At 31.8% G+C, this 25,025-nt stretch carries 16 protein-coding genes; 11 read left to right on the top strand and 5 right to left on the bottom strand.

What is annotated here, in order from left to right:
- Nucleotides 1-18 precede the first annotated feature (18 nt).
- Both B5X49_RS07600 and B5X49_RS04575 read left to right on the top strand, forming a co-directional pair.
- Nucleotides 19-9,972 carry an InlB B-repeat-containing protein gene (locus B5X49_RS07600; protein WP_045748884.1) on the top strand — a complete coding sequence of 3,318 codons (9,954 nt, stop codon included), beginning with the start codon at nucleotides 19-21 and terminating at the stop codon, nucleotides 9,970-9,972.
- Between the two features lie 2 nt (nucleotides 9,973-9,974).
- Entirely contained in the window at nucleotides 9,975-10,754 is a 780-nt protein-coding gene (locus B5X49_RS04575; protein WP_045748885.1) for a TMEM164 family acyltransferase, read from the top strand.
- A 44-nt stretch (nucleotides 10,755-10,798) separates the two neighbouring features.
- Here the strand turns inward: B5X49_RS04575 and B5X49_RS04570 are convergent, their stop codons facing one another.
- The 4 genes from B5X49_RS04570 to B5X49_RS04555 all read right to left on the bottom strand — a co-directional run bounded on the left by B5X49_RS04570 (nucleotide 10,799) and on the right by B5X49_RS04555 (nucleotide 14,818).
- Entirely contained in the window at nucleotides 10,799-11,914 is a 1,116-nt protein-coding gene (locus B5X49_RS04570; RefSeq protein ID WP_045748886.1) for a hypothetical protein, read from the bottom strand.
- Nucleotides 11,915-11,917: 3 nt separating this feature from the next.
- The gene (locus tag B5X49_RS04565) at nucleotides 11,918-12,427 is read right to left on the bottom strand and encodes an RNA polymerase sigma factor (protein WP_045748887.1); all 510 of its coding nucleotides are present in this window, start codon (nucleotides 12,425-12,427) and stop codon (nucleotides 11,918-11,920) included.
- A gap of 94 nt (nucleotides 12,428-12,521) precedes the next feature.
- Nucleotides 12,522-13,742 carry a hypothetical protein gene (locus tag B5X49_RS07660; protein ID WP_052669893.1) on the bottom strand — a complete coding sequence of 407 codons (1,221 nt, stop codon included), beginning with the start codon at nucleotides 13,740-13,742 and terminating at the stop codon, nucleotides 12,522-12,524.
- 116 nt (nucleotides 13,743-13,858) lie between these two features.
- Nucleotides 13,859-14,818, bottom strand: coding sequence for a tocopherol cyclase family protein (locus B5X49_RS04555; RefSeq protein WP_045748888.1), 960 nt, complete (start codon nucleotides 14,816-14,818; stop codon nucleotides 13,859-13,861).
- A gap of 198 nt (nucleotides 14,819-15,016) precedes the next feature.
- Here B5X49_RS04555 and B5X49_RS04550 point away from each other — a divergent pair, with 198 nt between their 5' ends.
- The 3 genes from B5X49_RS04550 to B5X49_RS04540 all read left to right on the top strand — a co-directional run bounded on the left by B5X49_RS04550 (nucleotide 15,017) and on the right by B5X49_RS04540 (nucleotide 18,019).
- Nucleotides 15,017-15,958, top strand: a complete 942-nt coding sequence (locus B5X49_RS04550; RefSeq protein ID WP_045748889.1) for a GGDEF domain-containing protein — start codon at nucleotides 15,017-15,019, stop codon at nucleotides 15,956-15,958.
- Nucleotides 15,959-16,090: 132 nt separating this feature from the next.
- Nucleotides 16,091-17,347, top strand: a complete 1,257-nt coding sequence (locus B5X49_RS04545) for an HlyC/CorC family transporter (protein ID WP_045748890.1) — start codon at nucleotides 16,091-16,093, stop codon at nucleotides 17,345-17,347.
- 99 nt (nucleotides 17,348-17,446) lie between these two features.
- Entirely contained in the window at nucleotides 17,447-18,019 is a 573-nt protein-coding gene (locus B5X49_RS04540; protein WP_045748891.1) for a hypothetical protein, read from the top strand.
- A 1-nt stretch (nucleotide 18,020) separates the two neighbouring features.
- Here the strand turns inward: B5X49_RS04540 and B5X49_RS04535 are convergent, their stop codons facing one another.
- Nucleotides 18,021-18,275: a toxin-antitoxin system YwqK family antitoxin gene (locus B5X49_RS04535; RefSeq protein WP_045749977.1), complete on the bottom strand. Its 255-nt coding sequence runs from the start codon at nucleotides 18,273-18,275 to the stop codon at nucleotides 18,021-18,023.
- 163 nt (nucleotides 18,276-18,438) lie between these two features.
- Between B5X49_RS04535 and B5X49_RS04530 the strand changes: the two genes are divergently transcribed.
- From B5X49_RS04530 to B5X49_RS04505, 6 genes are all read left to right on the top strand, one after another.
- Nucleotides 18,439-19,824 (top strand): deoxyribodipyrimidine photo-lyase, encoded by a 1,386-nt coding sequence (locus B5X49_RS04530; protein WP_159444486.1) that lies wholly within the window; start codon nucleotides 18,439-18,441, stop codon nucleotides 19,822-19,824.
- An 18-nt stretch (nucleotides 19,825-19,842) separates the two neighbouring features.
- Nucleotides 19,843-21,096 carry a lysophospholipid acyltransferase family protein gene (locus B5X49_RS04525; RefSeq protein WP_045748893.1) on the top strand — a complete coding sequence of 418 codons (1,254 nt, stop codon included), beginning with the start codon at nucleotides 19,843-19,845 and terminating at the stop codon, nucleotides 21,094-21,096.
- 73 nt (nucleotides 21,097-21,169) lie between these two features.
- Entirely contained in the window at nucleotides 21,170-21,823 is a 654-nt protein-coding gene (locus B5X49_RS04520) for a diacylglycerol/polyprenol kinase family protein (RefSeq protein ID WP_045748894.1), read from the top strand.
- An 18-nt stretch (nucleotides 21,824-21,841) separates the two neighbouring features.
- Complete coding sequence (locus B5X49_RS04515; RefSeq protein WP_045748895.1) at nucleotides 21,842-23,329, top strand: phytoene desaturase family protein; 1,488 nt, start codon at nucleotides 21,842-21,844, stop codon at nucleotides 23,327-23,329.
- Entirely contained in the window at nucleotides 23,330-24,196 is an 867-nt protein-coding gene (locus B5X49_RS04510) for a phytoene/squalene synthase family protein (protein WP_045748896.1), read from the top strand.
- Nucleotides 24,197-24,210: 14 nt separating this feature from the next.
- Nucleotides 24,211-24,993 carry a DUF92 domain-containing protein gene (locus B5X49_RS04505; protein WP_045748897.1) on the top strand — a complete coding sequence of 261 codons (783 nt, stop codon included), beginning with the start codon at nucleotides 24,211-24,213 and terminating at the stop codon, nucleotides 24,991-24,993.
- The last annotated feature ends 32 nt before the right edge of the window (nucleotides 24,994-25,025 follow it).

Here is a 25,025-nt window from a genome sequence, read left to right as displayed (position 1 = left end):
ATATAAGGGGGAAAATTTATGTTTAAAAAAATATTTGGACTCATTTCGGTTATCTTTATCATGTTCGTTTTGGTATCATGTACCAATCGAACCGTTGAACTAACCTTTAATACAAACGAAGGAACTTCTGTTGAAACGATCGTTATTGATCAAGGTAGTTTAGTAGAAATACCTACAACATCCAAAGAAGGATATACGTTCCAAGGTTGGTATGAAAATAGTAACTTTGATGAATCATCAAAATTCTTATTTGATGTACCAGTTGTTAGAAATATGACTTTTTATGCAAAATGGAGTATTAATTTCTATCAAATGGTATTCTTTCCTGATAACGATACATCTATTCCATCTAGAGAATATGTCTATCAAGGGGATGTTATACTGCCTACACCTACAAAAGAAGGATATGAGTTTGTAGGTTGGTTTGAAGGAAGCATAGATGGGACACGTTTTGATTTAGACAAAATGCCTGCAAGGAATGTAAACCTTTATGCAAAATGGTCTATATATTCTTATACAATTACTTTTTTAATTGATGATGTCGTCTTTGAAACTAAAACTGTAACACATGGTGGTACATTAACCGATATACCCGTTCCACCAAGTATAACAGGTAAGGTTAGATATTGGGATCATACGGATTTTACAAATATAACCTCTGATATGGAAGTCAACTTGATTGAAGATGATGCGTATTATCAAGTGGTTGTGAAAGATTCATTTGGAACAGTTTATGAAACTTTAACCATTAAACATGGTGATCCATTCATACCGACTGTTACACCTTCAAAAGAAGGATATCTATTTGTTGGTTACAATCCAGGCATTAATCATATCATTACATCCAATTTAGATGTCATGGTGATCTATGAACAAATAACTTTCTTGGTTATCTTTAGAAATGAACAAGGAACTCCAATTAAAGAAGTAAATATTGCCTTAGGTGAAGATGCAGTGCCCCCAACGTATTTAGCACCTAATGGATATGATTTTAGTGGATGGTCTAAGTCATTTGAAAATGTCACAGAAAATCTGACGATTGATCCGATCTTAACACCAAAAACATATGAAGTTAAATTAAATGCCAATGGTGGATTTTTTGAGGGTCAACAAAATGAGTTTGTCATATCTGCTGCGTATCTAAGCATTATCGGATTACCTCCAACACCTACAAAAGAAGGATATCAATTTGTTGGATGGTTTGATAATATTGAAGGTACAGGAACAGTTTATACATTTAGTCCAAGTACGGTAATGCCTTTAGAGGGCTTAGAGTTATTTGCAAAATGGAGTGTTAGAAATTATAGTTTAACTTATTCCAATTTAAATGGAACGACACATTCTAACCCTACCAGCTATACTATTTTATCAAACACGATTACTTTAAATGCACCTACAAATAGTACGGGTTATCAATTTATAGGATGGTTTGATGCATTAACTGGTGGGAATCAAGTTACAGAAATCACTTTAGGCTCAACAGGAAATAAAACACTTTATGCAAGATTCAGTCCAATTACCTATAGTATTACTTACAACAATTTAGAAGGAACCACACATACAAATCCAGAAAACTATAACATTGAAACACTGACAATCAATTTAGCAAATCCAACGAGTCGAACTGGTTATAACTTTGTTGGATGGTTTACTGCACTTAGTGGTGGTAACGAAGTTACAGAAATTACGCTGAGTTCAACAGGTAATAAGACACTTTATGCGAGATTTACTGCAAAGACTTATACGATTACTTATAACTTAAACGGTGGCACAGGACCATCTACTTTAAGTGTAACCTATAATCAAAGCTTTACACTAGGTGTAGCAAGTAAGATAGGTTATGAATTTACAGGGTGGATGTATCTTGGTAATTCGTTTGCATCAGGTACATGGTTAATCGATGGTGATGTCACCGTCGATGCAGTATTTAGTCCAATAACTTACACAATCACATACAGTAATTTAGAAGGAACTACACATACAAATCCAGAAAACTATACCATTGAAACTACATCCATTACGTTATTAGATCCAACAAATAGAACGGGTTATAACTTTATAGGATGGTTTGATACACTTAATGGTGGCAATCAAGTCACAGAAATTACACTTGGCTCAACTGGAATTAAAACACTTTATGCTAGATTTACTGCAAAAACATATACCATCACTTATAACTTAAATGGCGGCACAGGACCATCTACTTTAAGTGTGACCTATAACCAAAGCTTTACTTTGGGTACAGCAAGTAAAACAGGATATCAATTTACAGGATGGACATATCTTGGTAATCCATTTATCTCTGGTACATGGTTAATCGATGGAGATATCACAATTGATGCAGTATATAGTCCGGTCAATTATACAATTACATATAACAACCTAGAAGGAACTACACACGAAAACCCTAATACTTACACGATTGAAACAGAAAATATCTTCTTAGAAGAACCTACAAATCGTACGGGTTATCAATTTATGGGATGGTTTAATCAGTCTACTTCTGGAGAAGAGATTAGCACTATTTCCTTAGGAAGTACTGGAAACATTGATTTATATGCTCGATTTGAACCAATCACATATGATATAACCTATAGTGATCTACAAGGTACAACACATTCAAATCCTTCTACATATCATATAGAAACCAATTCATTTAGTTTAACAAATCCTACATCAAGATTAGGATATCAATTTATAGGTTGGTTTGATGCATTAACAGATGGTAATCAGATCGTATCGATTCCAAAAGGTTCATTTGGAGATTTAGAAATATTTGCAAGATTCAGTTCAATTACTTATAGTATTACTTACAACAATTTAGAAGGAACCACACATACAAATCCAGTAAACTACACCATTGAAAGAGCAACCATCACTTTACTAGAACCAACAGATAAAACAGGTTATGATTTCGTTGGATGGTTCACACATCAAATCGGTGGAAATGAAGTTGTTTCAATACCTCAAGGTTCAACTGGAAATAAGACACTTTATGCAAGATTCACACCAACGACTTATAACATCACTTATAACAATCTACAAGGAACAACACATTCAAATCCAGAAAGCTATAACATTGAAACAGCAACCATAACGTTACTAGATCCAACGGATAGAGCAGGTTATAATTTTGTTGGATGGTTTGACGCACTTACTGGTGGAGTTGAAGTCACAGAAATTGAATCAGGTTCAACAGAAGACTTAGAACTTTATGCGAGATTTATCCCAATTACCTATATCGTTACTTATGGTAATCTACAAGGTACAACACATTCCAATCCAGATAACTACAACATTGAAACAAACACAATAAATCTAGTAGATCCAACAGAGAGAACTGGATATACCTTTATTGGATGGTTTGATGCACTTTCAGGTGGTAATGAAGTTATAGAGATTACGCTGGGTACAACAGGAGACTTAGAACTTTATGCAAGATTTACTGCAAAAAGTTACACTTTAACATATAACTTGAATGGTGGTACAGGACCATCTACTTTAAGTGTGACCTATAACCAAAGCTTTACACTAGGTGTTGCAAACAAAACTGGTTATGAATTTACTGGATGGACTTATCTTGGTAATCCGTTTATCTCAGGTACATGGATGATTGATAGTGATGTTACAATCGATGCAGTTTATACGCCTATCACTTATAACATTACGTATAACAACTTAAATGGAACAACACATACAAACCCTCTAACTTACACCATTGAAACAGCAACAATTACATTACTTGATCCAACAAATAGAACAGGTTATAACTTTGTTGGATGGTTTGATTCGTCTTTAGGTGGCACAGAAATTACTGAAATTACTTTAGGTTCAACCGGACATAAAACTATTTATGCAAGATTTACTGCTAAAACATATACACTAACCTATAACTTAAATGGTGGAACTGGTCCATCTACTTTAAGTGTGACTTATAACGAAAGCTTTACATTAGGGGTAGCAACTAAAGATGAATACACATTTGCAGGATGGTTATATCAAGGGCTACCATTTACATCTGGTATATGGACAATAGATAATGATATTACGATTGATGCACAGTGGACTGAATGGCCAGTCATTACATTTGAAGTCTTTGGTGGTAGTGGTGTTTCTCAAATATTTGAAGCACCAGGTACTGTCATTACAGCACCTTATAATCCAGTTAAGAATGGTTATATATTTGAATACTGGTATGAATCAGATGACTCTATACCTTATGTATTTGATACGATGCCAGCAACAAATCTTACACTGTATGCAAAATATAGTATCGAAACCTATGATGTGACTTTTGAAAATCTTCAAGGAACAACACACGGAAACCCAGCAACTTACACCATTGAAACAGCAACAATCACACTCCAAGATCCAACAAATAGATTAGGGTACAACTTCGATGGATGGTTTGATTCGTCTTTAGGTGGCACAGAAATTACTGAAATTACTTTAGGTTCAACAGGTAATTTAACACTTTATGCAAGATTTAGCCCGGTTACTTATAACATAACTTATAGCAACCTAAATGGAACAACACACTCCAACCCAGCTACTTACACCATTGAAACAGCAACAATCACACTTACAAATCCAACAAATAGAACAGGTTATAACTTTGTTGGTTGGTTTGATGCGTTAACTGATGGCAACGAAGTATTAACAATTGATCTAGGAAGTACTGGAAACGTAGAAGTATTTGCAAGATTTGAAGCAATTACTTATAACATTACCTATAGTAATTTATTAGGAACAACACACTCCAACCCAGCTACTTACACGATTGAAACTCCAAATATAACACTACTTGAAACAACATATCGAACAGGTTATAACTTTGTTGGTTGGTATACAGCTTTAAGTGGTGGTACAAAGGTTGAAACAATCAACCTAGGTTCAACAGGAGATCTTGAATTATTCGCAAGATTTACAGCTAAAACGTATACCTTAACGTATAACTTAAATGGTGGAACAGGGGCATCTTCACTCACTGTGACATATAACCAAGCATATACTTTAGGAACAGTTATGAAAGTAGGTTACTCATTTGCAGGATGGGTCTATGAAGGTAGTCCATTTACATCAGGTACATGGTTGATTGATAGTAATATCTCAATAGATGCAACCTATACAGCAATCAACTATAACCTTGTTTATAATGACTTAGAAGGTACAACACATACCAATCCTTCAAGCTATACCATAGAAACTCCAACATTTGAACTCTTAGCACCAACAAGTCGATTAGGTTATGATTTTGTTGGATGGTTTAATCAATCCAGTGGAGGCACCTTAGTTAATGAGATTCCATCAGGTTCTACAGGAACAATCGTTTTATATGCAAGATTTAGTCCAGTTACTTATAACATTACTTATAGCAACTTAAATGGAACAACACACTCCAACCCAGCAACTTACACCATTGAAACAGCAACAATCACACTCCAAGATCCAACAAATAGATTAGGATACAACTTCGATGGATGGTTTGATTCGTCTTTAGGTGGCACAGAAGTTACTGAGATTACTTTAGGTTCAACAGGTAATTTAACACTTTATGCAAGATTTAGCCCGGTTACTTATAACATAACTTATAGCAACCTAAATGGAACCACACATTCAAATCCAGAAAACTACAACATAGAAACATCAACCATTTCGTTACTAGATCCAAGTGAACGAACAGGCTATAACTTTGTTGGATGGTTTGATGCACTTAATGGTGGTAATGAAGTCACAGAAATTACGCTAGGTACAACTGGAAATAAGATACTTTATGCAAGATTTACTGCTAAGACTTATACCTTAACGTATAACTTAAATGGTGGTACAGGACCAACTACCTTAAATGTCACTTATAATGAAAGCTTTACTTTAAGTACTGCAAGTAAAACAGGATATCAATTTACAGGATGGACATATCTTGGTAATCCATTTATCTCTGGTACATGGTCAATCGATGGAGATATCACGATTGATGCTGTATATAGTCCAATCACTTACACAATCACTTATAACAACCTTGAAGGAACCACACACACAAATCCAGAAAACTATACCATCGAAACTTCAACCATTACATTATTAGATCCAACATATAGAACTGGTTATAACTTCGTTGGATGGTTTGACGCACTTAATGGTGGTAATGAAGTTATAGCAATCACATTAGGAAGTACAGGAGATTTAGAATTATTTGCAAGATTTACTGCAAAATCTTATACAGTAACCTATAACTTAAATGGTGGCACAGGACCATCTACTTTAAATGTCACTTATAATGAAAGCTTCACACTAGGTGTAGCAAGTAAAACTGGTTATGAATTTACTGGATGGACATATTTAGGTGATGAATTTGTATCTGGAACATGGTCAATAGATAGTAATATCACAATTGAAGCAACTTATGAAGCATTAATTTATGAAATAAACTATCAAAACCTATTGGGTACAACACATAGTAATCCAGAAAACTATACCATAGAAACAGCAACCATTACCTTGTTAGACCCAACCAACAAAGCTGGTTACAACTTCGTTGGATGGTTTGATGCACTTAACGGTGGAAACGAAGTTACAGAAATTACTCTAGGTTCAATCGGTAACTTAACACTTTATGCAAGATTTGAAGCAATCACTTATACAGTTACTTACTTAAATCTATTTGATATGATTCATGATAATGACTTAACAATCACAACCGAGTCTGAGTTTATATTAACAGATCCAAGTATCCGTACGGGTTACCGTTTCTTAGGATGGTTTACAGAACTTGAAAGTGGAATCCGAGTATTAGAAGTGAATGCTGGAAATCTATCAGATATAACACTTTATGCAAGATGGGAAATAGCTTACTATGATGTTGCAGGTACTTACGTGTTTGAAAGACTGGATATTTCAGAGAATCAAACTGAAATTTTAGAAACAGTTACCAATGAAGGTAGTCAATCCTTCTTTATACCAAGCTTACTACATGGTACTGAGATTTTACCTGTTACTGAAATTGAAGGATATATGTTTAATAGACTGGTCTATAATGGAGTCACTTATGATGATATCGAACACTTAATCACTGTCGTAGATCATATTGATTTAGAAAACTTAACGATTTATTACAGAAGACTGATTTTAGAAGTTGTCTTTATCCAAAACAATGGAGCATCCGTTCCAGGAACAAGTCCTATTACATATGAGACAAGTATCAGATATACACATTACAACTTAGGAATTGATACTTTAAATATTCCAGTGTTATATACGTATACAAATATTACATCATTGTGGGAACGTTCAACAATTTCTCAAGTTCAATCTACAATGACAGTATCAGCACTATACTTTAACACAACAACTAAGACCATCAGATTTAAAGATGGATCAAGTATTATCTTTATTGCATCAGAATTAGGACTTACCCCACAAACAGAATTTATTACAACGGATGCATTAATTTGGAACTTAACAAAACCTGGATTTAGATTCTTAGGTTGGTTCTATATGAACGGTGAAACGGAAATAGAACTTACCCCAGGTAATTATGCTTTTGAAGATTTTACAGCGAATCAAACTGAAATCTATACGAAGTGGCAACAACTAACTGCATTTAATCAAGTCACGAATGTTTTAGTAACGATTAATGGAACAGACGATATTACAATCACTTGGAACTTAGATTTAAATGGCTTAACAAATCCATCCTTTGATATTTATATCGATCAAGAAAAAGTTGTTGGATATCAATCAATCATCCAACAATCAGGAAACTTATTTACACTCAATATTCCAACATCAGCAATCGATTATGATCTGTTTGAAAAATTAATAGAAGTTGGTATGCACCGTGTAACTGTTCAAGCCGTTGGTGATAACGTCAACCATATGACCGGTTTAATGTCTGAAGCTTACATTTATGAAGTGAAGTCTATATATGATGAAAACCCTAGCAATGTAGACACCTATGATTACTTTATTGTAGAAGATTATCAAGGTACATTAAGATATATTTTCTATACAAATATGACGTATCAATTTAATTCAGGTTACCAATTTGAGATTATTACAGGTTCTGACTTGGTGACACTAAATAATCCATATACAATGAAGATGAATCAAATTAGTGGACAGTTCAGATTTAAAATGACAAGACCGGATCAATCATTTAATATATATGATGGATTAGTGGTTAAAGATATTAAAGGGTTCTCATTTGGAACGAACTATCAACAATACTTAGATGAAACTGGAGTTCAGTCATCTTATGTAGATCAAAGTGACCCATATATTGTGGGTACAAAAAATTCATTCTATTTAGATTTAAGAATGACAAGTAGTACAGGAAATCGAATCAGATTAGATGATGCTTTATTATCCTATGAATTCTATTTATATAATGGTTCAACCTATAACTTAATTGCAGCAAATGATTTATCAAACCATGTGGACTTGTTACCGAATAACCGCTTGCAGTTTAAAACAGGCACTGAAGGAAATATGTATCAAGTTAAAGTTTCACCTAAGTATCAATCCACACGTATGACGGTCAGTGAACTTACATTTGAGTTTGTTGTAAATGCTGGGTATAACGCATTTACACATCAAGATTTAAAAGAATTCTTTAGTGATGATTCTGTTGATTTAATTAATCTACATGCGAATATTCAACCAGTACTTTCACCTAATCAATTAAACAGTGATGGTTCACCTAAGAATATTAAGAATGGTTTAGGTAATGTATATAACAGAAACCTTACTTCAACCAACAATAATGAGGTTCGAATTGAAGGTAACTTCATGGTAATTAATGGTAGTAACTTACCTTATAGTAATGCAAGAAGTGGATCTGGACTTGTTGGATTTGCTGAAGCATTTGAAATTGTTAACGTTCAAATAGCAATCTTTAATTACAATGTGACAGGAACAGAACCAGATACCAATAAGTTTACAATGAACAACCTAACCATTATTGGAAATACGACTGTACCATCTGTTAACTTTGGTGGTACATCAGAAGAAATCTTACTACAAGAAAGACTCATGAGTAGAAACTCAGGAGGATATATTGGAGTAATGGTTAATAATGGAAGTTCAGAATTTAACAATATTCAAATTAGATTTGCAGTTATAGGTATCAGTCACTATGCATATGGTGAAGATGTAGAAATGATTGTGAATCAATCCATCATTAAAGACAGTTGGGCAAATAGTATGTATATGCAAGGTGCAACGAAGCTCACTGTTACAAACTCAATATATGGACAATCTGGTGGTTCAGCATTCCATCTATCCGACAGTAGAGCAGGTGGAGGTATTAATAACCCAACACTTATTATCAATAATACAGTGATAGAAAACTTTATCTCAGGTGAAGAAGCTTGGTTTAAAGCATATGGTATGACAAGTGTTGCATTACAACTCAAATCAGGTATTTCTCAAGGAATAGCATCTACAGGAAGAACAATCATTGATATGGTAACTCATCCAGTAACAGGTGTTCAAACAGAAATGATTAATTTCATCTTGTTAACAGAACCACATACGGGTGCAGAGGTCAGAGATGTTAATAGTAATATCATTGGTGGTTCTGAGGTTTCAGTAACAATTGATGGTAAGACAACAAATAGACCTTATGATTATCTATCAGATTCTGGTGACCCTAGAATTCAAGGTGGACAGTTTGCTTATCCGATGAGTTTATATAGTGATCAAGCAGCATTTATGGCATTAATAACAGATATAATAACAATTGGGGCACAAAACAATCAAACAATTTCTCTACAAGATGCATCCAATCTTGCATTCCTTGGAGGATTCTATAACTTAACTGCAAATGAATTATTAGCTATTGCAACAAATCAACAAACAGTTGAACAAATACTTACAAGTAGCCCAAGAGCAATTCCAAACTATCTAGAAGTACTCGCACCAATACCGGTATTCCCTACAGGATATGCGGTCGTCATTATTGAACTACAATAAATATGATAGAAGAATTTTTAAAATATTTTTGGTCTCAAGAGGGTTATCAATATGACCCTCTTGAAGGTCAAATATTTCAAACGTACCATTTAAATATGTTACTAATTTCCTTGGTATTTTTAATACTCTTTTTAGTGATAGGTATACTCGTTAACAATAAAAAAAGATACATACAAGGATTAAGTATCGTATTACTGATATTAGAAGCGTTAAGAGTTTATAACATCATGGTTATTTTTGATAGGACAGTTATTGCTGCATTGTCATTTCATTTGTGTTCTATAGGAATTTACTTCATGATTATTGCTGGACTATTTAATAAAAAAATCATATATGAAATGACATTTTTACATGCAATGATTGGAGCACCACTCGCACTATTAATACCAAGTGGTATCTTACCTTGGTATCATGTTTATAGCTTTTTACCTGTTCAAAGTTTCATCTCACATTTACTTTTATCCTTTATTTTTATCTATGCTTATCACTATAAAGTATTTGAATTAAAATTACACAGATTCTATATACCATTGATTGGATTATTTATATCGATTGGATTAGCATATGGTATGAGCTTATACAATCTTCATTTTCAAACAGGAGGTTCTACAAACTTCTTTTGGACTAGAGATAAAGACCCTATGTTTGATCAGGTTATGAATCTACCTTATCCTTATTATTTTTATGTGTTAATTAGATTACTCATTGCAGTAGGGTCTGTTGTATATGTTACTATGATTGGGATAAGACATTTTATAGAACATAAAAAAAGCATCCAATAACTTAACTTTCATTTGAAAGTCAAGCATCTATGGATGCATATTTTTTATAATTTGTTTTGATTACCTTTCCCAGGATTTTGATTACCTCTAGAGTCACTCTTTCCACGATCTTTATTTTCATGGAATTCACTATTTCCTATAGATATCAAAATGTCATAGTAAGGCGATTCATCATCGTTATATCGAATTGAAATACGCATCATTCCAACTTCCTTACGATTAGATTCAATCGTCTCAAATTCGAACTTTATTCGAATGATAGGTTCATCGTCAAAATCATATTCTAGTGTATATTTTTTTGCATATGTTTCGGTAATTATTTCAAATTTTAATTCTTTTTCATCATCTTCAATTTCAATTTCTAGTATGGACTCTATTATTAATTCATCTTGATCGAACCTTCTAAATTGATAACTTGATTCATCTAATTCTTTTTCATAAGTGGTCTCAATACGTTCAGAGGCATTTAAGTAAACGGTTAGTTTAAGTTCAGATGATTCATCATCTTGCTCGTATGCGCCTATGAAGTTATAAAACACTTCATCAATTTCATATAAACCATTTAGACTATAAGTTATTTCATCATCACTTTCCTCATATGCTGATAGATTATATAAGATATCATAATTTGTTATGACACCTAATAAATCCAGGGTTTCAATTTGAATATGATTATCATATAAAGCAGATTCATCGGGTACTAAAACAGTTACTTTAGGTTGAGAATTTTCAGATAGTAAGATTTCTATCATTCCAAGGAATGGAACAAGCTCATCAGAATAGTTTGTTGTAACCATTGTAGAAAGTGAAACTGGGGCAAAAGATAAATTACTGGATTGGTATGTTGTAAGTAAACTTGCTTGTGAAACTAAACTCAATGCTAAAGGTTCACTGTTGTTCTTAAAAATGATATCACCATCTGGTTTTTCAATCGGACCAGTTGTATTGGGTAAATTTAAAATAATGATTGTTGCAGTCACGATTATCATAAGTAGTGATGCAAATGTTAATCTTAAACTTCTCATAAGAATTAAGAGAGAAGGTTTAGAAGATTTTTGACGCAGGGAAGAAACTTGTTTAAAATCTATAACCGGGGGAGTCATAGTGATGTGTTTATCCATCTCATTTTTAATAACTTTTTTTAGGGAATGCTCATTCATGTTCTAAACCTCCTCTCCTAATTTTTTAATTGCTTTTTGGTAAATCCAAAGTACAGTGCCTAATTTCATTTGAAGCATATCTGCAATCTCTTGATGTGTTTTTTCATCTACGACTTTAAGTAAAACAATCATACGTTCTTTTTGATTGAGCTTATTCATCAGACTCATGAAATACTCAGACTGATCAGGTGTTTCACCTGCTGATCTGTTGAATAAATCAATATCACTGATATCAACAAGAAGTGTTCTTTTATTTTTTCTGTAATAGTCGATTGCAATATGCTTGGCGATTTGTAATAACCAATTATAGAAGTTTGAGTTCAATCTGTATTGATCTATTTTGACTAACATACGCATATAGATATCTTGAACTAAATCTTCGGTCACAGTATGATTCCTTATAATGGAAAAAACCATTGAATAGACACCACGTACTGTTTCCTGATAAATCTTTTCAAAGGTTTTATTGTTGCTAGTTTTAAGTTCTTGAATGGTTACTTCATCTAGAATCATTCAAATACTCCTTTATGAAATCAAGTTAGTAGGTAAGAAATTCCTACCTACTAACTTATTATACGCTTTTAAAACCTTTAATAGAATTTATGGCTTAACTATTTCTACGATTTCCATCTTGACGTTTGCCATCCCCTTGTCTTGGGATGTCTTGATGTTCTTCATTTTTTCCTTCATCTTTAGAATAAATCTCGTAATAAGTTTCTCCGGTAACATCATCAGTTAATACATAAACTCTAGCTATACCCATGGTGATGATGTTTTCTTCAGTAATTCTATAATGAATTTTTAAAATAGTTTCATCATCTTCAGTTTCTAACTTGAACTTATAAAATGAACGGGTATTACCTTTTTTATAATCCATATGAATGACTGTTTCATCATCTTCAATTTCTACACGAATACGATGAGATTCTACTATACCTGTTGAATCAAAACGTTTAATATCAAGTTTTTTCTCATCATCTTCAGTTACTTGTTTTAAGAGTATACGATCTTGATTTTCATTTCTTGCCATGAAGATAACTTTTGTTTCATCATTTTCTTCAATGATTTTACCTACAAAATCATAAGTGTTTTCATTGAATAACAAGATTCCTTCGATTTGAATGACAGTTTCATCGTCATCATCATCTTCAACGACTGCGTCATCATCTTCAGTGACTGCGTCATCGTCATCATCTTCAACGACTGCGTCATCGTCATCATCTTCAACGACTGCATCATCGTCATCATCTTCAACGACTGCATCATCGTCATCATCTTCAACGACTGCGTCATCGTCATCATCTAAATCGTCTGTTTCACCATCTAGATTCAAGTTGAAGTTAAAACCAACTGAAAGTGTTTCTGTGGTTTCATCTTCAACAACAATTGGTTCATCTATTAATTCCTCATCCTCAATTGGAGTTGGATTAACGATATTATAATAAATAGTTAATGTTGTAGTTTCATTCAGAAGTGTTTGCATATGATAAGTAATCATATAGGAATAATCTTCTAAATCAGACTCAGCAACAACTATTTCTAAACCTTGATTTGTTGCAAGCATTTGTTCAAATAATTCAATATATGGTTTGATATCATCAATGGATGTTTTTTGTGGATTTGAGGAATTAAATCCAAATCTAACATCACTTCCTACATTCATATTGGATAAAATTTGAGCAGAGGTTAATGCTTCCATACCGATGGTTGTTTGTAGAGATGTTGTTTGCATATAGGAATCATGTAAAGATTCTGGTTTCTCTGTTTTACAACCCACTAATAAAATGGATGATGCGAGTAAAGATAGAATTAATAATAATTTTTTCATATAATTTCCTTCCTTTCACTATATAAACGAAAAGTTATAGGATTTTATTGGTGGAAAATAAAAAAACCTGTAAAAAATAAATTTACAAGTTTTTAAATAGATACTAAGTTGGATGATTATGCTTGTTTCATCATAATTTCAATACCGGCATCAGTTCCTAAATCTTCAAAGACGAGTTGATTTTTCTTATAGAGTTTAACAGTTATTTCTCCGGATAACCCTTCTTTAATGGTATGAATCATCATACCCATTGAAGGAGAAACAAGTTCAATATCATCAGATTTGGTTGCTGATACTTCTAAGGTGAGTGAGCCCTTTTTAATTATAAATAAAACTTTATTGTTTTCTATTACCATTTTCTTTACTTTGGAATTGTTATAGGTTGCAAATCGGTATTCAATACCTTCATGAATTAGATTAATAATGAGACCTTTGAAAGTGAAAAAAACAAAGGGTATATAGGCATATGAAAACATAAAGGATGTATTTTTGTTCTTGAAGTGATTGGACTGTAACCAAACATAACCTTTAGGAAAACTTTTTCCCCAATCTTTTTCTATATAAGCCTTTTCTTGATCGATGTTATAAGTGGTTTTGTTAATTTGAATGGAACCAGTCACTTTAGAATCCATCGATAAAATACCATGATAACATTCCATAAAATGTAAGTATCCAAAGAATCCCATGATATTTGGACTGAGAATGCTTTGTCTAATCTTTGTATGATGACTAAGGCTAAAGTCACCTTGGAAAGAGACGTCTGTATTTATAAGTTCAACATGGACTTGATCATATGAAAAGAAGTTATTTTTAATTTTTATTTTAAACTCATTTTGATCATAAGTAAAATCTGCAATATCAAATCTAAAATAGTGTGTAATGAGTTCATCTTTCTTAGATAAAAAAACTTGAATGAATGCGTGTGGATCGACTTTATTTAAACTAACACCAGGTATAAAAGCAATACTAAAACCATTTACTTTAGAAACTATTTTAAAGTACCAACCTTCAAAATAGTTTTTCTTTTTTAAATGTCCTTGAAATATTTCAGGATGAAATGTTTTTTTAAATAGCATAGATACTCCTTTAGATTAAACTCTAATTAAATTGTAACAGTATTTGACTCGAATGGATGCATAAATACTATACGATTTATTAGTAGAATATGTATAAGATTTAAATAGTAAACACTTAAATGATATAATAAACTATCAAGTGGGAGAGACAGTTGATATCTTTAATGTGAATTTTTTGCTTCAACAAAGGGAGATTTTATGAAAATTAAACAGGATTCTAATAATGAAAATTTAAGAGATGAATCTATGGAAGAAATGATTATCGAAAATGATCAATTTTTAATACAGTTTCCTTGGGCAGGGAATCTTGGACAATGGAAATGGTATTATAAAGAAAATAGAGTCATATTTAATGAAAAGAAATCTAAACAATTAGGTTATGATCCAAAACAAATCGGACCAATAGGGTTTGAGTTTTTTACATCTAAATTACACCCAGATGATTTTAATAAAGTCATGGATAATATGAGAAATCACTTAATAGGTGAGACAAATGCTTATGAAGTTGAATACCGTATTCAACATAAGGACGGTCACTATTTGTGGTACTATGACCGAGGTACTGTAACAAAAAGAGATTCAGTTGGTAAACCTTTAATCATTGAAGGTATCGTATTTGATATTACAGAATCCAAATTGGTCGAAAACAGATTAAGAGAGTTAAGTGAAAAAGATGAACTCACGAATGTATACAATCGACGTGTCTTTTATGAAAGAATGGAAAAATATATGGATATGGCATCCAGCAATCCAGAAGATACATTTTCACTCATCATGTTTGATATTGATTATTTCAAGAAAATCAACGATACATATGGTCACTTAGCAGGAGATGAGTGTTTAAGACAATTGGCTAATCTATTGAAGGCTGATAAAAGACTTCATGATCAAATTTTTAGATATGGTGGTGAGGAATTCTTCTTATTACTACCACGTACGAATTTAAGTGAATCGATTCTTGTAGCAAAAAGAATTCATCAGTTGATTTATGAGATGGAAATACCTAAGGTAGGTCATATAACAGTTTCAATGGGTGTTGTAGAATATATGGCAAATGAAACGTTAGATCAATTAATAACAAGAGTTGATGATCTGATGTATGATGCTAAAAAAGCCGGAAGAAACACTATAAAATACTAAACTTTAACCCTACAAATCACATAAATTTGTAGGGTTTTTATATAACCAGGTGGGTGAAGTTGATTATAAATATAAAAAATGATACAATAGGTCTACGAAATTATAAATTACAAGGAGTATCTCTAATTACATATGGACACGGACGGTAGTATATATATATTGATTGTTATAAGCATTATATTCTCTGCTTTTTTTTCTGCAACAGAAACAGCTTTTTCGACATTTAATCGAATTAGAATGAAGAATTTACATGAAAGAGGCAATAAAACAGCTGGTGTTGTCTTAAAACTATCTGAAGAATACGATATCTTTTTATCAACCATATTAATTGGTAATAATATTGCCAATATACTAGGAGCGTCTCTTACTACGGTATTATTTATTAATTTACTAGGTGCAGATTTAGGTGCAACAGCATCAACTCTAGTCTATACGGTTATTATTTTAATTTTAGGTGAAGTAACTCCTAAAACAATTGCCAAAGAATATCCTGAGGCTTTTGCTTTATTTGCAGCACCATTTGTTGTTACATTAAAAATCATATTAACACCATTCAATTATTTCTTTAAAATTTGGAAAAAAGTATTATCATTTGTTTTCAAACCAGGTAAAGGAAACACTATTTCTGAGGATGAATTGCTGATTATGGTGGATGAGGCACAAGTTGGTGGTGGAATTGACGAGAGTCAAGGAACACTCATTAAAAGTGCGATTGAATTCTCTGATTTAGAGGCTGTAGATATCTATACACCTAGAGTTGATATATATGCAATTTCAAAAGATATGCCACATGATGAAATCTATCAACTATTTAAAGAAACAGGATATTCAAGATTACCTGTTTATGATGGAAATATTGATCATATTGTGGGTGTCATGAATTATAAAGATTTCTTCTCAGTGATGATGGAAAAATTACCAATTGAAGAAATGATTAAAGAAGTCATGTATGTGACGAAGACAAAAAAAGTTAAAGATTTATTGGTTGAACTACAAAAAAGTAAAACCCATATGGCAATCGTCTTAGATGATTACGGCGGAACAGCAGGGTTATTAACGCTTGAAGACATTTTAGAAGAACTTGTTGGTGACATTTGGGACGAACATGATGATATTGTTGAGGCAATAAAACCTGTTAATGATCATCAGTACATTGTTTTAGGTAATAGCTCGATTGAAGATTTTCTACATCATATTCATTCGGATGAAACACCTAAAGTGTTAACAGTAAATGGTTGGGTAGTTGAAAAAATAGGAACACTTCCAATTGAAGGTGAAATCTACGAAAAAGAAGGATATATCTTTGAAATTCTTAAAGTAGAAGGTCGACGTATTGATCAAGTATTAATCACCATTAAACCTAAAGAAAACCAAATAGAAGAGAACTAAAAAGTTAAAACCGGATATTTTGATCCGGTTTTTTTAAAGCAATGCATCTGTATTGTCATACACTTTCGTGTAAGATAAATATACAAGGAGGATTTAAGGATGAGAAAAACAATTACGATAGGGTATATGATTTTAATTATCTATACAATCGTGCATTTAACATTTAATTTTTCAAATGGTAATATCTTGATAAATATTTTCATGTTACAAGTTGACCCACTGATTCTTGCAGTTTTTAATATGTTAGGACTCTTTCCACTAGCTTTTATTTTGTTTGCTTTTACAACAAATAAACTGAACAAACTCGATTTTGTACCTTTATTATTTGGTTTTGTTTTGGGTGGATTTGCAAGCACACCGTATTTCATATATAAAGAAAAACCACTATTTAGAAAAATAAAGTGGTTTAAAGAGATTGCTTTAGTTGGAATGATTATGACTTTCTTTACAATCTTGGGTGGCTTATTGATGGGAAACATCCATGCTTATATCGATGCATTTTTAAATGATTCATTTGTTCATATTATGACGATTGATTTCATTTTTATGGTATTCATCAGTCCACTCATATTAAAACCTATCTCTAAGTATTATCTACTGGGATTGATTCCAATCATTGGTATATTTCTAGTGATATTTATTGAAAGTTATAAAGAAAATAAAGAAAACTAATTTATTTTTCTTCTGATTTATAAGGGTTACCTTCTGAATCATAAGTTATCCATGTACCAACAGGGACACCTGCTTTAAAAAAACCAGATCTTTTGAGGGTACCATCGGTTCTATACCATTCAAAATATCCTTCTGGTATGCCATCGATCATTTGACCTTTACTCCAAATACTTCGACCATTTTTATGATACTTATAAGTGATGCCATCAATAACACGCATCACTTTTTCTTTAACGTGTTTACGTGGTTTGTCCATACATTCATGATCAGTCAAATTAAATACCTCCATAGATAAGATAACTTATTATACAAGAAAGAATTTAATTTAGCGCTTGAAATATATCAAAATAGGTCTTTAAATTAGACATAATTTAGTCAAATAAAGTATAATAGAAATATACTTAAAAATGAGGATATCTATGCATAATGACCGTATAAAACTAATATATGAAGGTAATGACCCAAGTGGTTCATATGTTTTATACTGGATGCAACAGTCCCAAAGAGTACTATATAACCATGCACTTTACTACGCTATAGAAAAATCAAATCAAGAACATTTACCTTTAGTTGTAGTTTTTAACATTCTACCCAATTATAAAGATGCTAATTTAAGACATTACATGTTTATGCTTGAAGGATTAAAAGAAGTTAGTGATACTTTAAATCATTTAAATATTACATTTATATTAACTTACGGTGATCCGACTTTTAGTTTAGAAAGAGTTTTTCGTGATGCATCTTTGATAATTATGGATAAAGCCTATTTAAAACCAGGTAGAAAGATGAGAAATGATGTCTATCTGATGATGAGAGATAAATTCATTGATAAAACGATTTATCAAATTGAGTCTGATGTCATCGTTCCAGTTAGAAGTGTTTATTTAAAACCAGCATATGGTGCTTACACCATCAGACCTACATTAATGAAGCATATCGATACATATTTAGATATTAATGACATACCCATCTATCAAATGAATCAAAGTTATCCGATCAAAGGTGACTTAGAGATTACTCAATATCAAGAATGGGTTAAAACCTTACCAATTGATATGAGTGTAAAACCATATCCTAAATTTAAAGGTGGATATTTGGAAGCTAAAAAACATTTAAATGAATTTTTAAATGATAAATTTATGAATTATATGGACCGATCAGACCCAAGTTTAGTGGTTCAATCCTATATGTCTTTATATCTTCATTTTGGACAAATATCACCCATGGACATATATAAGTTTGTAACATCCAATCAACAAATAGTTGACTTAAAAGAAGAATTGGATGCATTCATTGAACAACTCATTGTTAGACGAGAACTAGCATTTAACTTTGTAAGTTACCATACAGATTATGATAAATTTTCGGGTATGACAGAAGACTGGGCATATATGACAATCGATCAACATAAACAAGACATTAGACCTGTTTTATATGAACTTGGTGAACTTGAATTATCCAAGACACAGGATCCCTACTTTAATGCAGCAATGACAGAAATGCGCCTAACTGGTTTTATGGCAAACTACATGAGAATGTATTGGGCTAAAAAGATTATGGAGTGGTCAAAAGATATGAAAACTGCATATGAAAGAATTGTATTTCTTAATAATAAGTATTTTATTGATGGTAGAGACCCCAATTCTTACAGTAACATTGCATGGTGTTTTGGAAAACACGATCGACCATGGCAAGAACGACCTATCTTTGGTAAATTAAGATATATGAATGACCAAGGATTAAAAAGAAAGTTTAATATGGATGCATATTTAGAATTTGTAGAAAATATAGATCAATCAAAATGAAGAAAAAGAGAAAAAAATATGAAGAATGAAATAAAACCATTTGATATGCAAAAAAAGCCTATCAAGGAGAGATGGTTTTTAACACCCATTAAGTGGGCACTTGCATTACCTGTTACATTTATGCGTGGTTTAAAAGTGAATAGAGTACAAATGGAAGGATTAAAACCTCCGTACTTATTACTTTGTACACACCATGGATTTATTGATTTTAAAGTACAAACACGTGCAATCTTTCCACATACAGCAACTTATGTGGTTGCAATTGATGGATTTATAGGGAGAGAATGGTTACTTAGAAATGTCGGTGGAATTGGTAAAAGAAAGTTCACACCACAAGATAGGGTGTTATTTAAGAATATTAAATACAGTTTAGATGAGTTGAAAGTAATTACAACCATTTACGCAGAAAGTGCATATTCTATTGCAGGAACGACATCAAGACTTCCAGATTCATTATTTAAAGTGATTAAGGTTTTAAATTATCCTGTAGTTGTCTTAAACATGCATGGAAATTTTTTAACACAACCGAATTACTCTATGCCAAAACCAAGAAAGATTAAGTTAGAAGCTGATTTAACTCAAGTCATTACGAAAAAGGATTTAGAAACGATTACTTTTGATGAGATTAAAGAAAGAGTTACGAAAGCATTTCATTATGATGAATGGCAATATCAACTCGACCATCAAATACAAATTAAAGATCCAAATCGTGCAAAATCATTAAACAAGATTTTATATACATGTGAAACATGTTTAAAAGAACATGAGATGATGGGTGAAGGAAAAAAAATAACCTGTCAATCCTGTGGAATCACACATGAATTAGACCATTTTGGACAACTGCATAAAATAAATGGTGAAACAAAGTATAATCATGTTCCAAATTGGTATGAGATGCAAAGAAATATCGTTCATCAAAATTTATTAAATGGTAATTATTTTTTTGAATCCGATGTTTATATTGATTCATTAAGAAATGCAAAAGGATTTAGACATGTTGGAATCGGTAAGTTAACCCATGATATCAATGGTATTCATCTGACGTTCAATTCTATGGATGAAACGATTGATATCACTCGTGAAACAAAGTCACTTTATACAATACATATTGAATTTGATTATAAGAAGACAGATAAAATTAAAAGTGATGGCATTGTTATCTCCACAGAATCCGATACATTCTACTGTTATCCAATCGATAAAAAAGATGTAGTTGTTAAATTTAGATTTGCTGTTGAAGAAGCATATCAAATAACAATGTCTAAAGCGTAATAAAATTATAGTTTTGTAAGTTTATAAAGTGTTTAAATACTATAATCAAATTAAGATATAAGGAGAGTCATATATGCTAATTTCATTATATTTATTCATATCGTATGGTTTTATCGCTTTGGTGATGTTTATCGCCTCAATGCTTAAGAAACAAGAGTATGTAAGCGAAGAAACCAGCCGTAAAATCATTCATATTGGTGTTTCAAACTGGTATTTTATTGCCCTATATTTTGCATCTAGTATAGATATAGGTTTATTAATAATCCCGCCTATTACATTTATATTTTTTAATTATCTATCCTACCGTTTAAATCTTGTTAAAGGTATGGAAAGAGCGGATAAAAAAGATCTGGGTACGGTATATTATCCAATTGCCTTACTCGCGTTATTATTGTTTTCAAACCAAATAGGAAAAGTTGATGTAGGGTTTTTAGGATTTATGGTTTTAGGGTATGGAGATGGACTTGCTGCAGTTATTGGGAAAAAATTCGGAAGGACTCGTTCTAAATCAGGTAAATCATTTATTGGAAGTTTAACGATGTTTATTGTATCTTTAGTCGTATCTATTGTTACTATTCTATATTTTCAACAACCTAATTACGTTATTCTAGCTTTATTTATCGCAGTATTTGCAACATTTGTAGAATATTTTACTCCAAAGGGGTTGGATAACTTAACTGTTCCAATCTTTACATCTTTACTTTACTACGTACTATTACTTTTATAAAAAAAGGAGAATTATTTTATGAAGAAAATTGCAGTTATTGGAGCAGGGACCGCGGGCCTTGCGAGTGCCATACGCTTAAAAGCGTTAGGGTATGATGTCACAATTTTTGAGAAGAACGAAAAAATTGGTGGCAGAATGTATCAAATTAAAGAACAAGGTTTTACCTTTGATGTGGGTCCAACGATTGTGATGATGCCCTCTCTTTATGAGGAAGTCTTTAAAATCAGTGGTGTAGATCCAAAAGATTATATAGATATGCAAAGAGTGGACCCTATGTTTGAGGTATTTTTTAGAGATCAAACAAAACTCACAGCAACCAATGACTTGGTTCAAATGACACTTGACAATGAAAAGATAAGTGAAGAAGATGCACAAGGATATATGGCTTATTTAGCAGATGTCTACAAACGCTATTTAGTTGCTAAAAAGTATTTTATTGACAGAACATTTAGAAAACCAATCGATTTTTATAATCCTAAAATGCTTTATAAAGCACTTCAACTTAAAACTTTATCAAGTGCTTACCGTTCTATATCAAAATTTGTTAAAAACGAAAAATTAAGACAATCTCTAGCATTTCAAACATTGTATATTGGTGTTTCCCCTTATAATGGACCATCTATTTATACAATCATTCCAATGATTGAACTTTTATATGGCGTTTGGTATATCAAAGGTGGCATGTATTCTATGGCAAAAGCTATGGAAAGACGTTTTATTGAAATGGGTGGAAAGATTTTATTAAATCAAAATGTAGAATCCTTTGAGATTAAGCATAAAGAAATTCAAGGCATAAAAGTAAATGGCCGCCATGTTGATGGGTTTGATGCATATTTATCAAATGCAGACTTCCCATGGGCAATGAATAACTTAATCCATGATAAAAAATCAAAAGGTAAATATACACCTAAAAAGATTAATAAGATGCTTTATTCATCATCATCATTCTTACTTTATATTGGAACGGATAAAAAATATAAAACAAACCTACACTCCATTTTCTTTGCTCAAGACTTTAATGGAAACATTGATGACTTATTTGAAGGAAATATTCCAAAAGACCCATCCTTTTATGTATATTCTCCAAGTCAAGTAGATGATACGATGGCACCAGAGAGTAAAGAAGTATTATATGTTTTAGTGCCTGTACCTAACCTTAATGATAGTGGAGAAGTTTGGACGGATGAACAAATAGAAAGTTATAAACAAAAAGTACTTGATTTACTTTCAACAAAAGAACAATTTAAGGATATTAAAGAACACATTGAAGTGTTAAAAATGTATACACCAAATGACTTTAAGACAAACTTTAATCTACAATTTGGTGCAACTTTTGGACTTAGACCAACACTTTTACAAAGTAACTATTTTAGACCACAAAATAAATTCAAATATTTAAAAAATCTATACTTTGCAGGAAGTAGTAACCATCCAGGTGCTGGGGTACCGATTGTATTAAATAGTGCGAAACTTGCAGTATCAGAAATCGATAAGGACTTAAAATAAATGATTTTTAAATATATCCAAAGAGAAAAAGATTTTAATCAATGTAAAAAACTTATTATGGAAAACTCTAAAACATTCTATAAAGCTTTTGGCATGTTAAAAAACTCTTTAGATAGAAAATCAATCTATGCAGTTTATGCATATTGTAGAGTGGTTGATGATTCAATTGATGAATATAAAGATTTAAATCTGTTAAAGTCCTATGAAGATAAACTTAAAAAATACCAAACGAGTGGTATAACGGACGATTTTATATTTAGAAGTTTAGATGTAGTCTTTAAAAACTATTATCCTAAAGATTATCAATTTGAACCTTACTATGACTTAATAGAAGGACAAAGACAAGACTATCAATTTAAGCAACCTGAAACGATGGATGATCTACTCAAATATTGTTACTTAGTCGCCGGTGTAGTTGGTGAAATGTTAAGTTATATACTATCACCTAAAGAGAACCACCATGAGGTAAAAGTGGTTGCTAAAGAATTAGGTGAGGCGATGCAAATTACAAATATTTTAAGAGATATTGGTGAAGATTTAAAAAGAGGTAGAATTTATATACCTAAAGATTTAATGAAAAAACATGGTGTTTTGGAAAGTGATTTAAAAGCAGGCGTAGTCAGTACAAATTTTAAAAATCTTTTTGAAGAACTTGCAGTTTATGCAACGAACCAATATGATAAATCTTTAAGCAAAATCAATTTATTTAAAGAAGATGCTAGAATACCGCTTGCTGCAGCATCGTATCTTTACCGTGAAATTATCGAAACAATTAGAAAAAATGATTATCAGGTATTCTTAAAACGACAAGTCGTATCTAAGGAACGAAAAGAAGAAATTGTAAAAAACATTTACTTTAGATCATAAAAGGAGTTTATCTCGTGCTTCAACGATTCATCATTGGTGGTTTATTAAGTTTATTCATAGGTTTTGTTTCTTATAAGAAAAAATCTTTAACATTAAGTGGTTTCATCGCTGCTTTTTTCACAGGAACATTACTTTATATGTTTGGTGATTATGTAGTCTATATACCACTCATTAGTTTCTTTTTAAGTTCGAGTATCTTATCTAAGTTTAAACCAAAAAAGGAAGAACCTAATGGAAGAAATTTTATACAAGTGTTTGCAAATTCTGGTGTGGCATTAGTATTTACTGTTATTTATTATTTGACAACAAATTCTATATTCTTAGTGGTTGCAATCACGTCTATTGCAGCATCAACTGCAGATACTTGGGGTTCTGAGATTGGTTTATTAACCAATGGTCAAACATACTCAATTTTAACCCTTAAAAAAATGAGTAAGGGTCTAAGTGGTGCAGTCAGTGTAGGTGGTACTTTAGCATCATTTATGGGTGCTTTATATATCGCTATAATATTTAGTTTACTTTACTTTATGATGAGTGCACAACCTATATGGATTTTATTAGAAATGGGTATGGTTATTACGCTCTCTGGATTTTTAGGTAGTGTATTAGATAGTTACTTAGGTATATTTCTACAAGCCAAATATAAAGATATTAAAACAGGTATTTTAAGAGATTATAAAATTTATACAACAGACATCTTAGTTTCAGGTTTAAAATACATCACGAACGATATGGTTAATCTATTGATGGTAATCATTATTTCGGTTGGAACCTATCTTATTTTACTCATAACTTAAAACATAAATTGACCCCTAAAACATATGCGTTC

This window comes from Acholeplasma oculi (assembly GCF_900166985.1).
GTDB classification, from domain to species: domain Bacteria; phylum Bacillota_I; class Bacilli_A; order Acholeplasmatales; family Acholeplasmataceae; genus Acholeplasma; species Acholeplasma oculi.
The sequence above is the reverse complement of the archived record's forward strand: the minus strand, read 5'-3'. Positions and strand labels throughout refer to the sequence as shown.